At 49.9% G+C, this 16,261-nt stretch carries 9 protein-coding genes and 2 riboswitches; of the genes, 6 read left to right on the forward strand and 3 right to left on the reverse strand.

Annotated features, from left to right (window positions below):
* The first annotated feature begins 13 nt into the window (after positions 1–13).
* From AC0YNV_RS26135 to AC0YNV_RS26145, 3 genes are read left to right on the forward strand one after another with little or no spacing between them, the layout of a single operon-like run.
* Complete coding sequence (locus AC0YNV_RS26135; protein WP_475770643.1) at positions 14–898, forward strand: LysR family transcriptional regulator; 885 nt, start codon at positions 14–16, stop codon at positions 896–898.
* Between the two features lie 36 nt (positions 899–934).
* Entirely contained in the window at positions 935–1,753 is an 819-nt protein-coding gene (locus tag AC0YNV_RS26140; protein WP_475770644.1) for a ParA family protein, read from the forward strand.
* On the forward strand, positions 1,716–2,129 hold the full coding sequence (locus AC0YNV_RS26145) for a hypothetical protein (RefSeq protein ID WP_475770645.1): 414 nt from the start codon (positions 1,716–1,718) through the stop codon (positions 2,127–2,129). The genes AC0YNV_RS26140 and AC0YNV_RS26145 overlap by 38 nt, the downstream gene beginning before the upstream one ends.
* Positions 2,130–2,293: 164 nt before the next feature.
* On the opposite strand, the gene AC0YNV_RS26150 is transcribed toward AC0YNV_RS26145, so the two are convergent.
* Complete coding sequence (locus AC0YNV_RS26150; protein ID WP_475770646.1) at positions 2,294–2,737, reverse strand: Hsp20/alpha crystallin family protein; 444 nt, start codon at positions 2,735–2,737, stop codon at positions 2,294–2,296.
* Positions 2,738–3,042: 305 nt separating this feature from the next.
* On the opposite strand from AC0YNV_RS26150, the gene AC0YNV_RS26155 reads away from it, so the two are divergent.
* Both AC0YNV_RS26155 and AC0YNV_RS26160 read left to right on the forward strand, forming a co-directional pair.
* Positions 3,043–3,687 (forward strand): class D sortase, encoded by a 645-nt coding sequence (locus AC0YNV_RS26155; RefSeq protein WP_475770647.1) that lies wholly within the window; start codon positions 3,043–3,045, stop codon positions 3,685–3,687.
* 65 nt (positions 3,688–3,752) lie between these two features.
* Positions 3,753–3,836: riboswitch (cyclic di-GMP riboswitch) on the forward strand.
* Between the two features lie 39 nt (positions 3,837–3,875).
* Positions 3,876–3,956: riboswitch (cyclic di-GMP riboswitch) on the forward strand.
* Positions 3,957–3,970: 14 nt separating this feature from the next.
* Positions 3,971–4,783 (forward strand): transglutaminase-like domain-containing protein, encoded by an 813-nt coding sequence (locus AC0YNV_RS26160; protein ID WP_475770648.1) that lies wholly within the window; start codon positions 3,971–3,973, stop codon positions 4,781–4,783.
* Between the two features lie 288 nt (positions 4,784–5,071).
* Here AC0YNV_RS26160 and AC0YNV_RS26165 read toward each other — a convergent pair whose 3' ends face one another.
* On the reverse strand, positions 5,072–11,713 hold the full coding sequence (locus AC0YNV_RS26165; protein ID WP_475770649.1) for an SdrD B-like domain-containing protein: 6,642 nt from the start codon (positions 11,711–11,713) through the stop codon (positions 5,072–5,074).
* Positions 11,714–12,296: 583 nt separating this feature from the next.
* On the opposite strand from AC0YNV_RS26165, the gene AC0YNV_RS26170 reads away from it, so the two are divergent.
* Complete coding sequence (locus tag AC0YNV_RS26170) at positions 12,297–14,231, forward strand: terpene cyclase/mutase family protein (RefSeq protein ID WP_475770650.1); 1,935 nt, start codon at positions 12,297–12,299, stop codon at positions 14,229–14,231.
* A gap of 117 nt (positions 14,232–14,348) precedes the next feature.
* Here the strand turns inward: AC0YNV_RS26170 and araA are convergent, their stop codons facing one another.
* A complete protein-coding gene (gene araA, locus AC0YNV_RS26175) occupies positions 14,349–15,839 on the reverse strand; it encodes an L-arabinose isomerase (RefSeq protein ID WP_210040411.1) in 1,491 nt (496 codons plus the stop codon).
* Positions 15,840–16,261: the final 422 nt, after the last annotated feature.

Raw genomic sequence — 16,261 nt, forward strand, 5'->3', positions numbered from 1 at the left:
AGGAGGCATCACGATGAACATACAACAGCTAAAGGTCTTTGTAGCCGCCGTAAACTATAAGAATCTGACCGAGGTGGCCAACCAATTGGGACTGAAGCAGCCCACCGTCAGCTTTCACATCAAGAAGCTGGAGCAGGACACCGGGGTAGAGCTGTTCATCAAATACCACCGGCAATTTCGCCTTACGAATGCCGGCGAAGCGCTGCTGCCCTATGCCGAGCGGATCGTGACTCTGTTCGAACGCGCCGGTCAAACGCTGGCCGAATACCGGTCACACCGTAAAGGCCATATCCGCATCGGCTCCAGCTACACGCCGGCCACTTACCTGCTTCCTCCGCTACTGTCGAGCTTCAGCCAGAACTATCCCGATGTCTCGCTGCAGCTGACCGTCAAGAAAGCCGATCTCATTGTGGATCTGGTCAAGAACTTCGAGCTGGATCTCGGTATTGTTTCTCATACTCCGATGGAGGACGATCAGATCGAGCTGCGGCCGTTGATGGCCGATATGCTCAAGCTGATTCTTCACCCTCAGCATGCCTTGGCGGCCAAGGAAGAGATAACGATTCATGATTTGCACGGGCTTCCCTTTCTGGTTCATGAACCGGGCTCCACCTCGCGCAGGCTTGCAGATGAATGGGCAGCCGAGAATGGGATGAAGCTTGCCGTCAGCATGGAGCTTGGCGCGATTGAGCCTATCAAGGAAGGCGTGCGCTGCGGGATTGGAATCGGCATTCTGCCGCAAAGAAGTGTGTTGAAAGAGGTCGAACGGGGAGAACTGGTGATGAAGGGTCTGCCGAATTATATCAATCACCGGTTTATTTGTCTTGCTATCCGCAAGGAAATGGAGCTTCCCGCTGTCGTCAGCAGACTTGTCGATCACTTTTCTGATATAATGTAATAAATACCAATTTGATAGGCAGGTGCTGCTTTTAGCATGGCTAAAATATTCGCGGTATGTATGAACAAAGGCGGTGTGGGCAAAACAAGTCTTGTGACTCATTTGGCCGCAGCGGCTTCCTCCCTGTTCCCGGACAAAAAGACGCTGATTATAGATACCGATGCCCAGGGCAATGCAGCCGTTGTTTTTGGCAGCGATCCCGATAAGTCCGAACTTACCATGTATGATGTATTCACTGGCGCCAAATCAATCAAGGATATCCTTATATCCATTAAACCCAATCTTGATTTGGCTCCGGCATCCGACAAGTTCAACATGCTGGAATTTCATATTTTATCCCAACTGGAATCGTACCCCTCTCCTTTTCTGCTGCTAAAGAAAGAGGTTGATCAGATCAAGTCGGATTATGATTACATATTCATTGATTGCCCGCCTTCACTTGGCTTGATAGCCGGCAATGCGTTGAAAGCCGCTACCGACGTGCTGATTCCATTTGTTCCGGAAGCCTTCTCCGTCAAGGGTCTCCAGCGCGTAATCCAGACTATCGAAGCATTCGGCTCCAAGGAGGAACCTTCGCCGCGGATTACCGGCATCATTGCGATGATGGTCGATGGCCGGTCCAAATTGCATCAGGAATTGGTGGGCCATGCCCGTGATTTCTGCAGCAAGAAGGATATCCGGCTGTTTGAAACCGTGATTCCGCGGTCGATCAGCTTTGCCAACGCCGCAGCCTATGAGGGCTCGCCGCTTGTATGGACTGACCGCTCCAATCCCGCTGCGGAAGCCTATTATACTTTGGCCAAGGAGGTGTTCGAATATGCCACCAAGAAAAAAAGAACTGCTCGTAAACTTTGAAGAGCCTGCGGACAAGCCGTCCTCCGCTGCACCGGAATCCATGGTAGACAAAGCCGAAAAAACGCTGCGCACCAGAAAGAAGCCGGCTGCAGCCAAGCAAGCCCGGAAATCGCCATCCGATCCTCCCGGTCAGGAAGCTCCGCCAACTCCAGCTGTTAAAGTGGAGGAACTGGTGCCGCTGGTCAAGCTGGATAAGAAGCTGCGCAAGGAAACCCACTCCAAAGCCGAATTTTATATCCGTAAGGATCTGCTGGAACGGGTCAAAACGATATCGCAAGATAAAGGCAAAGGCTTCAAAACCAACCTTATCAATTATGCGCTGGAGCAGGCATTGGATGGGCTTGACAGATCGGGCCATTCCCCTTCGGCGGATTAGCAGTGCATCATCCATCATAGATGTGTTTATGACAAAACAGGCAGCCAGCGGGTATTCCGCCGGCTGCCTGTTTTGTTGTTGTTTGCCCTTTTACACTTGGCCGTGTTCCCCGATTACAGCGATTATTTCATCAGACCTTGAGCCAAAGAGACAAAGAGACAATCTTATTGAATTTCAATGTGTTTTTTAACGGATTGCGCTTTTTCCTTCTTGGGTATTTCAAGTTTCAGAATACCGTTCTCGAAGCTCGCCGATATTTGGTCATCCTTAATATTTTCTACATAGAACCGGCGGACAAATTCGCCATAATAACGTTCACGCCGGATAATCTGATGATCTTCCCCATCCACATTCTGTTCCTTGTTGCGCGAAGCCTTAATCGTCAAATAATGATTGCTGTAGCTGATACCGATATCAGCTTTACTGAACCCGGGAAGCTCGGACTCAATCAGAAAAGCATCCTCCCGTTCGTGAATATCCGTGCGGAATGGATGGGTGTTGCTTCTCATCGGCGCAAAGAAATCTTCATTGAAGATATCATGGAATGATTTCATCAAGCTGCGGCTGACATTTTCATTTCTTTTCCGAAACGGAACTAAATCCAACATGTACATCTCCTCCAATTTCTTATAATGTGATGTTTACACTTTTTATTATAAGGATGCCGCCTGCTCTCCTCAAACCCGATAAAACAACAATAAAAATCATATTCCGTGAATTTAAGGAAATCCGGCGGTCCCCTCGTTATTTTTCTCAGTCTTTCTTTGACTTTCTCTGACTTTGACCTTTTTTGACTTTATGCTGCTGCTCGCGTTCTGTCCAGTATAGCCATGAGGACGTTACACACCACATGTTGTTCAGATTTTGTACAGTTCCCATCTGTTATAATGACCTTACAGGAGGGCCTGCCAACATGAAGAAACTGCTTTCTTTTTTGCTGATCATCACGGGAATTGTACTGATTGCGCTGCCTTTTGCAAAAGAATGGCATTATGATCAGAAGCAGCGGCGTCTGCTTGATCGCATGGATCATAATACCTTCGCCTCCGCGGCTGAGAAATCCGATCGCCTGCTTGCAGAGAGTTACCAGCGATTATCCGACCTGTTCTCTAATGAAGCAGACGCTGCCGTACCTGAGACTGTCAGTGACGATCAGAGCAAGGGAGATCCTCAAGGAATCGCTGTTATTGAAATCGGCAGCATCGATGTGAAGCTTCCTGTGCTGGAAGGTGCCACAACGCAAAACATGAAGTACGCCGCTGTCCATCTGACAGAAACAGCCGCACTTGGAGATATTGGCAGTGCTGCCCTGGCTGCACACCGGGCTCATACGAAAGGCCGATTGTTCAATAGGCTGGGGGAAGTTAAGATGGGCGACAAAATTACGATACGGGTCAAAGACAAGGTTATGGAATATACCGTATTCAAAATATCGGTCGTTAAGCCAACTGACCTGTCCGTATTGAATGGCAATGACAGCGACAGGGTGCTCACGCTTATCACATGCGATCCGCTTATTAATCCGACCCATCGTCTGATTGTTCAGGCAAAACTGTAATCTATTATCACTTAAAAATAGTTGTACATTCTATCAAATATTGGTATAGTTATTGTCAAGATAAGTCACGATAACGGCAAACCTGTCGAAAGGCAGCGACGCAAAGCTAGAGGGCCTTCCCATTATTTGGATGGCAGCCAGCTGCCGAAAGTTTGTCTTTTTTTGTTTTCTAAAAACAATAAACACTCAACGATAAACGGCAAACTTGTCGAAAGACAGGGACGCAAAGCTAAAGGGCCTTCCCGCTTGGATGGCAGCCAGCTACCGAAAGGAGTCTTATTTCATGAAATCTTATTTTCTTGTTCTCGTGACCGTATTCATTTTGTCCCTTCCCCTCTCCACAACTGTAGCAGCATCCGGTACGGACTCCCCGACTTGGCTCGATACGAAGCAATTGGATAATGGAATTATCGGAGCTGCATTTAAACCTGCCGCAAAAACGCCTATTGTGCTGTTAATAACCAAAAACGGAGTCACTTATACATACAAATTGCCTGCCACAGGCACGATGGAATACTTCCCCCTGCAGCTTGGTGACGGTGCTTATACTATCTCTCTTATGCAAAATGTTACCGGCACTAAATACAAAAAAATCGGTACGGAATCAGTTAACCTGAACTTGAGCGATGACAGCAGCGTATTTCTCGGTTCCGTGCAAAATGTCGATTGGAAAAGCTCTCCGACTGCTGTTGCCAAAGCCAAGGAATTGACGAAAAACAAAACGAAAGTTGAAGACAAAGTCAAAGCGATTCACGATTATATCGTTAAAACCATCAAATATGATACCAAATTGAGCACATCTGTAACAACGGACTATATTCCCGATGCGAACAGAACGTTGAAATCGGGCAAAGGCATCTGCTATGATTACTCCTCCCTGTTTGCGGTCATGGCTCGGAGCGCCGGCATCCCGACCAAGCTGGTTATGGGAACAACCGATTATGTGAAAGGCTACCATGCCTGGAACCAGGTACTGATTAATGGGAAATGGAGCAATATTGATACAACGGTTGATTCCGGTTTGGGCAAAACCAGCACAAGCAGCAGTTCAATGTTCAAAGAAGCCGGCAAATACGCAGCAGCTAAATTCTATTAAGCTTAATCTGATCGCTTGATAGCATCTGTCATTAAGCAAAAGCAGCTTAAGACAGCAAATAGCGCAAAAAAGAGACTATTACAGGATCCCCCCTCCTGTAAAGTCTCTTTTTTGCATTTTGACGGGTAGTTCGGTATTATTCTGCCTGGATATGCAATCCTTTATTTCATGACATATGCCTCTCCCATCGTGCATCTCACCATTATCATCTTAGAAAAAAGGAGCTGCGCCTCGTCATATGATAATGACGGAGGAACAGCTCCTGATGGATTTTTACTAAAAATGATCTTATTTCTGGATATGCTTCCGGCGCAATCTCAGCAAAACAATTCCGAAAATGACCAGGCACAGTCCTGCAAGTTGAAGCGGCAAAGAGCTGCTTTCCCCTGTTTTGGGGAGCGTCTTGCCAGTTGTGCTGCTGTCTGGATCGTCATTACCGGGTTCTATACCGCCCAAAGGAATCTCATCCACATTTACATCGAACAGGACTTCTTCTTCGTTACCGTCCTTGTCGGTTACGATGATAGAGAAATGATCCTCGCCGGTATAGCCTGGTTCAGGTGTATACATCCATTTACCATCCGGATCGACCGTCAATGTACCGTGTTCCGGTTGGGTACCGATTGCAACATTGCCGCCCTCCGGTACTTTAACCGTCCCTTGAATCGGTTTGTCCTGTACGGTTGTTTCCTGCTGCGGCACTTTTGTATCGCTGCCAGGTTCTACGCCTGGATCAGTCGGCTCACCTGTATTCGATGGTGTACCAGGGTTACCCGGATTGACCGGCGAACCTGGCTCGCCCGGTGCTCCCGGATCAACCGGCGGCGTTCCCGGATTCGCCGGATCCTCCGGATCGTCAGGTGTTGTCGGATCCTCCGGATCGACTGGAGGGAAGTACGGATAATAAGGATACATTAAACCCAAATCGATCGTAAGATCTTCCCATCCCTGCGGAGCATCTTCTCCAATTGCGATGACTGCAGTAGTACCGTCAGTCAGCTTATTGGAGTCTTTATCAGCCGCAATTCCCGTTGCTTCCGGAGTTGTCAGTTCATAGCCCTCAGGAGCTTCGAATTGAACAAAATATTGGCCTCCGACCAGATTATCAAACCGATAATAGCCTGGTTTCCCTGCAGCATCATCAGCAGTCAAAGTCTCTGCAAGCAATTGCATGTCTTTGTTATAAAGCTTGACCTTCACATTGTTTATACCGTCGTCATCAGCTTCATCCTGCATGCCGTTCCTGCTGCTGTCCAGCCATACGTAGTTGCCGATGACGCCTTTGGCAACAAGACCCAAGTCAATGCTGAGATCCTCCCAGCCGGGATTTTCGCCGATTTGAATTTTAGCTGTAAATCCATTCTCATCGGTTGCATTGGAATCCTCCTTGACGTCGGCTCCTTGTTCTTGAACGGTCCTCGTATAGTCGTCAGGCACAATGAACTTGACAAAATAGTCGTCTGGCAGCAATCCGTCGAACAGATAATAACCCGGTCTGCCTGTCGGATCCGCTGCAGTTGTTGTCGTAGCGACAGGGGTTCCTGTCACATCATCTTTGAACAACCGGACTTCGATTCCGTTGATTCCCTGAAGCTCATTCTCGTCTTGTATACCGTTCCGGTTGCGGTCCAGCCATACATAGTTCCCAATCACGCCCCGTGGAACCAATCCCAGATCGATGGTCGGATCCACCCAATTGGAAGGTCCGATTACAATCTCATCGGTAAACCCGTTGCCGTCCGTGCTGTTGGAATCCGCCTCGGGCGATCCAACCCCCGGTTTGGTTGTTTCATACTGTCCACTATAGAAGAATTTAACGTAGTACTTGCCTTCTTTCAGGCTGCTGAACAGGTAGTAGCCTGGCTGGTTGCCATTATCCTTCGTTACCGCTGTGGCGATTTCCGTCCCATTCCGGTCATCGTACAACTTCACGGTTACTCCGTTGACGCCAGATTCATCATCGTTTTGTATGCCGTCCTGATTCTTGTCCAGCCATACATAATCGCCGATAGCGCCTTTCATTGCAATCAGGCCCAGATCAATGCTGTGATCCACCCAACCCGGAATTTCGCCGATTTCAATAACAGTTGTAATTCCGTTTATGTCCGTAGCGTTGGAATCCAGCTCCGGTTCCGCTCCTTGTCCCGCAGCGGTCTTCACATAATCTGTTGGAACAATGAACTGCACAAAATAATTGCCTTGCAGCAGATTATCGAACAGATAATAGCCTTGCTTACCTGTGGAATCGTTAGCCGTGGTTGTTACGGCAACAGGAGCTCCAGCGGGAGAGTCCTTATAAAGCTGAACTTCGATTCCGTTGTTTCCTTGAAGCTCGTCTTCATTTTGTATGCCGTCGCGGTTGCGGTCATCCCATACATAATTTCCGATTTCACCTCGCGGCACCAATCCCAAATCGATGGTCGGATCATCCCACTTAGAAGGTCCGATTACGATTTCATCCGTAAATCCGCTCACATCCGTGCTGTTCGAGTCTTCAGCAGGCACTGCCGCTTCAGGAGAAGTCATTCCATACTGTCCTTCGTAAATGAACTGGACATAGTAGGTATCCTCCGGAAGTCCGGTAAACAGATAGTAGCCGTCTTTGCCGGCATTCTCATGGGTCACCGTCTCGGCAATTGAAGTTCCGGTAATATCCTTGTATAGCTTCACGATAACGCCGTTAAGTCCGGACTCGCTGTCGTTCTGAGCGCCGTCTTCATTATCGTCCAGCCAAACATAGTCTCCGATCGTGCCTCTCGGGTCCGTAGTAACAGGTACATCAAGCGTTACTTCAACCATAGGAGTTTCATCAGGCTTTGCAGAAGCTGTATTCGTTACCTTGGGCTGCCCCATATCGGAGTTTGTAACCGTATAGGTATACTTGATCTGCTTGGACTCCCCTGGCTGCAGCACCGGAATGGCCGGAATACCGGATACCAAGGAATCATTAATCACCACATTGTGCAGAACAGAACTGCCCGTATTCACGATCGTAACCGTGTATTCAATTTGCGTTCCCTCTTCGGTTACGGACAGCACATTGGCAGTCTTGTCGATTTTGAGTCCCGCCGTCGGAATCTTCGCATCATCCGTGATCGGATCAGGAGATTCGTTATAATGCACGGTTGCCGTATTATCCAAATCGGTGCCGTCGATATCGTCGGCCGTGATGGTATACGTACCTTCCAGCGACAACGATTTGCCTGCTGCCAAATCCTTAATGACAACATAAGGCTCCGAGCCCGTACCCGGGTTGTCGACGCGGGTAATAATATCCGGACGGCTGTGAGTATTTCCATTGATTGCAATTGGATCGCCATCGTACGTAAGCTTATCGAATTGGAATCCGGACTGTCCTCTGTCCAGTGCATCCGAAACCTTGATATTATGCATGGTGACGGATGAAGTATTCGTCAAATCAATTTTGTAATGAACCTTGTTGCCTTTCACTACATAATCCTGCGAAGCGACGCCTGCTGTCCCCGGTTCCACGTTTGTGATGGTTTTATCCATATCAGCCGAAGGATAATCGTTATCATCAGGAGGACTGGTTTCAATCAGACCCAGATCGATCGTACGATTCTTTTCGGCCGTGCCAAGCGTGATTATATCGGTTTTGTACGTTTTGTAGCCGCTTGCACCGCTTACGGGTGCAACAAAATTGGAATCCTCAGCGATTGCATGATTCGGATCGGTTCCCTTCTTGTTGGCATCAGTAGTTGTGTATTTGTCGGGAACGACGAATTCGACATTGTAGTCGCCAGCTTCAAGTCCCTGGAACAAGTAATAACCCGGTCTGCCATTAAAATCATATCCGGTCTTGCTCGACTTGAATGGAGTCGTTTCCCCTGCTTTGTACAGATTAACCGTAACGCCGTTAATTCCCGCTCCTTGTCCACTGTCTCCTGAGAACTCCTCGTTCTGCGTTCCGTCGCGGTCACTGTCGAACCAGACAAAATCGCCAAGCTCGCCAAGCGGAAGATGTTCGTTGTCAGGATGGACAAGGAATCCGACCTTGTTCGGAGCGGTCGGAAGCATTTTGCTGCCTTCACCGCTGCCGCTGCTTCCATTCTCCGTCGCCTGAATGGCGAATGAGTTCCAGGCGACGGAGTCCGTTGGAGCACCTACCGGCGCATCCATTTTCCAGTCCAGCACGATGTAATCTCCTGGAGCAAGTCCTGCCAGATTGTCGCTTCCGCTTATACCGGACAATTCAAAATACAGCGACCGGATATCCGTCAAATCATCCCTGTTGAAAGACGCCTGAGCCGTCCAGCCGGTCTTTCCGCCGGTCACGTTATCGAAGTTGACCACGTTATCCTGGTTGGTCGATTTGCTGTAATAGGTTTTCAGCGTATAATCGACTTCCTTCGGAGCTCCGGCATTCTGCGGTGTCCAGGCAAATGTCTTCGCTCCGGATTCCAGCACTTCCGCCAGATTCGGCTGCCACTCGGAATGACGTTCTTCAGCCGGTCCAGAACTCACTTTCACGGCCGTATCCCCAACAAATGGAAGGATATCAATGACATCGATTTTACCCAGTCGGGTGTTTCCGCTGTTGAAGATGACCAGCTTGTAGTCCGCCGTTCCACCCTCGTAGGTGACGCTGTAATACGGGAACTCCGTATACTGCGGCGTATCGGCAAAATCGAAAGGCATATCCGGGATTGCAGGCTGGCCCTCATACTCCGGATTTTCTGCCGCTCTGAAAATTGGCGCCAGATCACCTCTGTTCCATTTGGTCGATTCGACCTGGGAAGACTTCTTCACTTCAACCGGTATGGATGCATGAACAAAATATTCATCAACTCCCGGTGTCGGATCAATCGTATCCTTGATGGAACTGTTGCGCGATTGCCATGCACCCTGACTATCAGGCACATCCTGCGACTGATCTCCCGTATACCAGAAAGGTGTCCCCGCTACATCCGTTGTAAGATACAGATCGTTGGTATACGTATGACTGCCATCAGTCATCGGCGTTCCAGCCTCGACCTGGCCCTTGTAATCGATCCGGAAGCTTTGTCCGGGTTCAAGCGATACCGGAGTGGCCCAAGACCATACGATAAGCGATCTTCCATCTTTGAAGTTGTCTATAATGTGAACGCTCGGCTCTGTCAGAGCTGGAGTATCACCAAGTGGGACAATTTCAAAGGATTGCTGCAGCGCTTCATTCTCGTCAGCAATCAGAGGATTGGAGTAGTAACCAAAGCTGACAGGCAGCAAATCATATACGGCTGAGGTTACATAGTTTCCTGTGGCGCGTTTATCATTTTCCACCGTCAGTTTGAAAGGCACTGTGCTCATGGGACGATAATTGCCGGTCGTTACTTCTTTTGTGGCATTTATCCAAGGCTTCTCATTGTTGATCTGGAAGTCAGCAGCAGCGTTTTTGGACTTGTCATCCAGTTGATTCGGAATAACAGCGTTTAACTCCTTATAGTCCAGCAGGACCGAATTAAGCACCGTATCTCCGTGTACAACAGGATCAGCTGTGATTCCGTTGACACCTGTTCCGTTCGTCACACTTCTTACAATACCCTTAATGGTAATATCAGAAAGTGAGCCATTCACGGGCAGTTTATCATTGTAGCTCCATTCGAGCTGCTTCAGATAGTCATCCGAATCCAGAATGATATCTTTATTGGCGTTAAGTCCATCTGTGCTGTCGCCAATTCGGATAAGATTACCCGGTTGGCTTACTACATGCCAGACATTGTCATTCGTCAAGTAACGGAACTGGTCCCACTGAAAATTCGCTGTCGAAATGGAGGTGTAGTCCATTTCCGGCGGCAGCGTATCAACGAGCACCAGATCGGATAACGGCGAATTCACGCCTGTACCCGAATTATTGATTCCGCCAATCGTAAATGACTGCTCCTGACCGGGAAAACGGTATTGAAACTCCCGGTTTTTGAACAATCCTGGCGTTCCGGATTTCGGAGGTCCGAACTCCGTTGTTACTTCCGCATAATCACTTGTTACAGTTCCAGTCCCCGTCAGTGAATAGGTCGCAAAGGTGACCGAGTTCTTCTGATTCTGCGGATTGTTGGAAGCATAACCGTAATTATCCGGATACGTGACGGTTACTTCTGCCTCAAATCTCCCGCCGGAAGGCACCACAATATTACTCCACGTGATGGTCCCCGAGCTATAAATACCGGAAGGATTCGAGCTTACATAAGTCGCCTCTGGCGGAAGTGTGTCTGTAAATGCCGGTACGGTCAAAGTTCCGGTATCCGTATTTCCGGCAGTTCCCTTGATGCCGACCTTATACTTCACCTGGCCGCCGACGATCTTGACACCATTGCCCAAGCCGGTATCCTGAGTCTTGTAGGTCGACCACTTATCATAGGTCACATCCGGAACCGTAGGCGGATCCGGGTCGTCTCCCCCATCGGGATCGGGGTTGATCGCCACATCGACGGCTGCCGGAACCTCGGTTGTACCGCCCGGATCCGTTACCTTCGCAATCGGCGTATTGATCGTCGGTACGGAGGAATCGGAACCAGTAGGCTTTACTTTGACCGTAATTCTGAGGTTCCCTGAAGTTCCCGCTTTCAGCACCCCGTCAGGAGGAGGACTGAACGTTACGGTTTGCCCCGCTTGCGAATCCCACATTTCAGAATTCACAATTTCAAACTTATCGGGGACCGTGTCCTCAATGACCAGGCTTTTCCCAACCTGAGTCGCATCGCTCACCTGATACTTGATCAAATAATCAAACGTTTCTCCTACATCCACTTCTGAAACCGGCGTCTCGAGTCCGGTCACAACCGCCTGGGCGGTAAAAGAGAATCCCGGGAGTGAAACGGGAGCGGCCGAAGACGTAATATGAAGCATAGGCTGCAATAGCACCTGCAGCACCAAAGCCCAAATCAGCGTCAAAGCCAGCTTTCTCTTGCCGTCTTTCTTGAAATACGAACGCATAACTCTACCTCTCTCCACTTTGAACATTCTTACATTCCTGACTCATCAAAACGCGCCGACATTTCAACTCTACAGCCATGGATCAATTCGCTTGCCAAGCACTCCTCCTCCCCCCTCACTCCTATCTCTCCTTGTCTTGTCGGTGCGCTGTCGAAAATTGGAGAGTTACAGCTGACTATACCTATATCATCTGAACAAAAACTGAACAAAAATTTGTGGAATAACTGAACATATTCCCGGTTTCGCATCCACCAGAAGAAGGGAAACGGGACATTTGCCCCAATCCCTTTCCATACCCATTTCAAAAGTCCCTGATTTCCCATTCGGGCCTGTTGTTTCACCAGACACCATTTCCCATAGATACAGACCAAATGACCTATCCATCAATCCTGCCGACAACAAAAACAGGCCGCCCGGCAGATATCTCCGCGCGACGGCTGAACATTCATAATTCACTTCAAAAGAAACCCCCGCGTTCTCCAGTATTCACGCGTCAAGACCCTTCACGGTTATGAAAATCACTCCGGCAGGCATACATATTATCCTTGGCTCTTTCATATCGGCCAAAGGGGAGGGGGATACCATGCTTCAAAATATCAAATCCGGGATCAGTCTGCTCTCCATCCGATTAATCAATCATCAATCGCCGGACGGAAGTTGGCGGTATGGCTTTATAGAGAGCGGGCAGACGCTTGATGCCGCAGCAATCATCCTGATGCGCATTGTAGAAGAGAAGCAGCCAGGCGATCCACTTGTTCAGGCCTTGGCTGAACGCATCATCGCAAACCAAGGCGATGACGGCGCCTGGCGCGTCTATCCCGATGAGCCTGCCGGCAATTTATCCGCTACAGCGGAAAACTACTGCGCCCTGCTCTATGCCGGCTTCGATGCCGAAGCACCCTTCATGACGAGGGCTTATGAAACGATCCGCAAGTTGGGCGGCTCATCCGGCGTTGGCCTGATGACCAAGTTCCTGCTTGCCGTTATCGGGCAATATCCCTGGCCCAGATGGTTCCCGCTCCCCCTTTCCATCATGCTTCTGCCCTCTTATTCCCCCGTTCATTTTCAACAATTTTCCGGTTATGCCCGCGTCCATATGGCTCCGATGCTGCTTCTCGGGTACCGCAAGCCGAACTTTGGCCTTGCCTCCATCCCCCGGTTGGATTTGCATAGATCCTCAACGAATCCGGAAGATCCGTACGGGGAGAATGAGGATGCCAGCTCCTTATGGATGCGGCATTTTGACCGCAGCAAGCTGTCCCTCCTGCAGGATTGGCTGCTGGCCTTGAAGAAGCTTCCGCTGACCGGCGGATTCAGCTCCTTCCTTTCACAGAAGAATGCGGCAGCCCGCGCGGAGCAGTTCATGCTTGAACGGATTGAATCGAACGGCCTGCTTTACAGCTATGCAACCTCGACAATCCTCATGATTTATGCCCTGCTTGCCACAGGATATGAGCGCACTCACCCGGTTATCAGAATGGCGATGAAGGGACTTCAAAGCCAGATTTTCCAAAGAGACGGCCAACGGATGCTCCAAAATACCAATTCAACCGTGTGGGATACGGCATTAATCAGCTACGCGCTTCAAGAGGCCGGAACGCCTGCCGACTCGCCTGCTGCCCGAAATGCCGGGGCATATCTGCTTTCCAGGCAGCATACGAAGCTTGGCGATTGGAAGCTTGGCGTCCAGCATCCATTGGCAGGCGGCTGGGGATTCTCGGATATCAATACGATCAATCCCGATATGGATGATACTACAGCAGCGCTCAGGGCTATATCAGACATGAAGGACCCCCGTTATGAAGCAGCAAGCTCCCGCGGACTGCAGTGGCTTTTATCGATGCAAAATAATGATGGAGGCTTTGCCGCATTCGAGCGCAATATCGATAATCCGTTTCTGCTGTGGCTGCCAATTGAAGGAGGCAAGGATGCAGCCACTGATCCGTCCACGGCAGACTTGACGGGCCGAACGCTGCATTACCTGGGGCACACACTCGGACTTACTGCCAGACACCGTTTCGTCGAACATTCAGCAGAATGGCTGTATCATAATCAGGAGAACGACGGGTCCTGGTATGGGCGCTGGGGGGTTTGTTATATTTACGGAACCTGGGCGGCACTAACCGGCCTGATGGCTGCCGGCGAACCGCCAGAGCATCCAGGAATCCGCAAGGCTGCCGGGTGGCTGCAATCCATTCAGCATGCGGATGGAGGCTTCGGTGAGTCATGCCTCAGCAACCGGGTGAAGCGGTATATGCCGCTTGCAGCCTCCGTACTCTCCCAGACCGCATGGGCGCTGGATGCCTTGATTGCAGTCAGAGATGAGCCGGATGAGCCCATCCAGCGCGCCGCGGGTTTTATTCTTCAAAATCTGGACAGTAAAAGCATCGTCTCCAGTTACCCGACAGGTGCCGGACTTCCGGGGCATTTCTATAACCGATATGAGAGCTATTCGCTGGTTTGGCCGCTGCTTGCGCTTTCCCATTATGAGCAAAAGTATGGCACATCTCCCAAATAGCAGTGCGCTCTTCGAAATTGATGATGGCATGCAAAAAAAAGCGCCCCTTCCAAGGGACGCTTGTCAATTAACAGCCAGTGCGAATTGCAATTGAAATACGATATTGCTGAAGAAAAATTAACGGAGCTTCCAATACAAATCACTCATGCGCAGCTCGTTGCGGAGGGCACGCGTGCTGGTCGAATTATCGATGATGACATATTCGATGCCGGCCATCTCCGCCCAATCCACCAGCTGCTCCACCGTAACCTCATAGGAGAAAACGGTGTGGTGGGCGCCTCCAGCATGAATCCATGCTTCTGCCGACTCGCTAAGGGAGGGCTGCGGCTTCCATAATACGCGCGCCACAGGCAGCTTAGGCATGTCGTGATCGGGCTGGACCGCATCCACGACATTGATGATCAGGCGGAACCGGTTGCCGAGATCGATAATGGAGGCATTCAATGCCTGCCCGCTGCGGCCATCGAATACCATCCGGGCCGGATCGGCTTTGCCGCCGATACCGAGCGGATGTACTTCAAGGCGCGGCTTGCCTGTGGAAATGGTCGGGCAAACCTCAAGCATATGCGCACCCAGCACCATTTCATTCCCCGGTTCAAAATGATAGGTGTAATCCTCCATAAACGAGGTGCCTTTGTTGTCCGCAATCATCTTCATCATGCGGGTCAGGGCAGCCGTCTTCCAGTCGCCTTCTCCGCCAAATCCATAGCCCGCCTCCATCAGACGCTGTACCGCCAGACCCGGCAGCTGTTTGAGGCCGTGCAGATCCTCGAACGAGGTGGTGAAAGCCGTGAACCCTCCTTCCTCCAGGAAGGATTTCATCCCGAGCTCGATGCGTGCCTGCTCGCGTATGGCCTCCCATTTCTCGGGGGAATTTCTGGTTTCAGCTGCAATCACATACAGCGTTTCATATTCATCCGTCAGAGCGTTGACCTGCTCCTCGGAAATTTGCGCTATACGCGCGGCAAGATCGCCGACGCCATAGCCGTTGATGGACCAGCCGAATTTGATTTGAGCTTCCACCTTATCCCCTTCTGTAACCGCAACTTCCCTCATATTGTCCCCGAAGCGGGCCACCTTGAGGCTGCGACCTTCTGTGAAAGCAACCGCAGTACGCATCCATCCGGCAATGCGTCCGCGGGCCTGCGGGTCTTCCCAGTGTCCAACAACGACTTTGCGGGCTATGCCCATGCGGGCACCGATGAAACCGTATTCGCGATCACCGTGCGCCGATTGATTCGTATTCATAAAGTCCATATCAATGCTGTCCCATGGAATATCGCGGTTAAATTGCGTATGCAGATGCAGCAGCGGCTTCCGCAGCTCGGACAGGCCGGCGATCCACATTTTGGCCGGAGAGAAGGTATGCATCCAGGTGATGATGCCTGCACAGCTCTCATCCACATTGGCTTGCGAACAAAGCTTGTAAATCTCATCCGGCGATTTCACCACTGGTTTGAAGATCACTTCAAAAGGGATAGAGCCGTCGCTGCCCAGCGCCTCCGCGATCGTACGGGAGTGATCTGCGACTTCAAGCAGCGTTTCCGGACCGTACAAATGCTGACTGCCCGTTACAAACCAAAACTGATAAGGCTTCACGTTAAGCATATTTTTTCCCTCCATACTGCAACCGTTAGATGAGTTATCCATCTCGGTTGTCAGTGAAATATACTGCAACCGTTAGATGAGTTATCCATCTCGGTTGTCAGTGAAATATTACTGCAACCGTTAGATGAGTTATCCATCTCGGTTGTCAGTGAAATGTACTGCAACCGTTAGATGAGTTATCCATCTCGGTTGTCAGTGAAATGTACTGCAACCGTTTGATGAGTTATCCATCTCGGTTGTCAGTGAAATATACTGCAACCGTTTGATGAGTTATCCATCTCGGTTGTCAGTGAAATATACTGCAACCGTTTGATGAGTTATCCATCTCGGTTGTCAGTGAAATGTACTGCAACCGTTAGATGAGTTATCCATCTCGGTTGTCAGTGAAATGTACTGCAACCGTTTGATGAGTTAATCATCTC

The sequence above is a fragment of the Paenibacillus sp. JT31N11 genome (assembly GCF_056269285.1).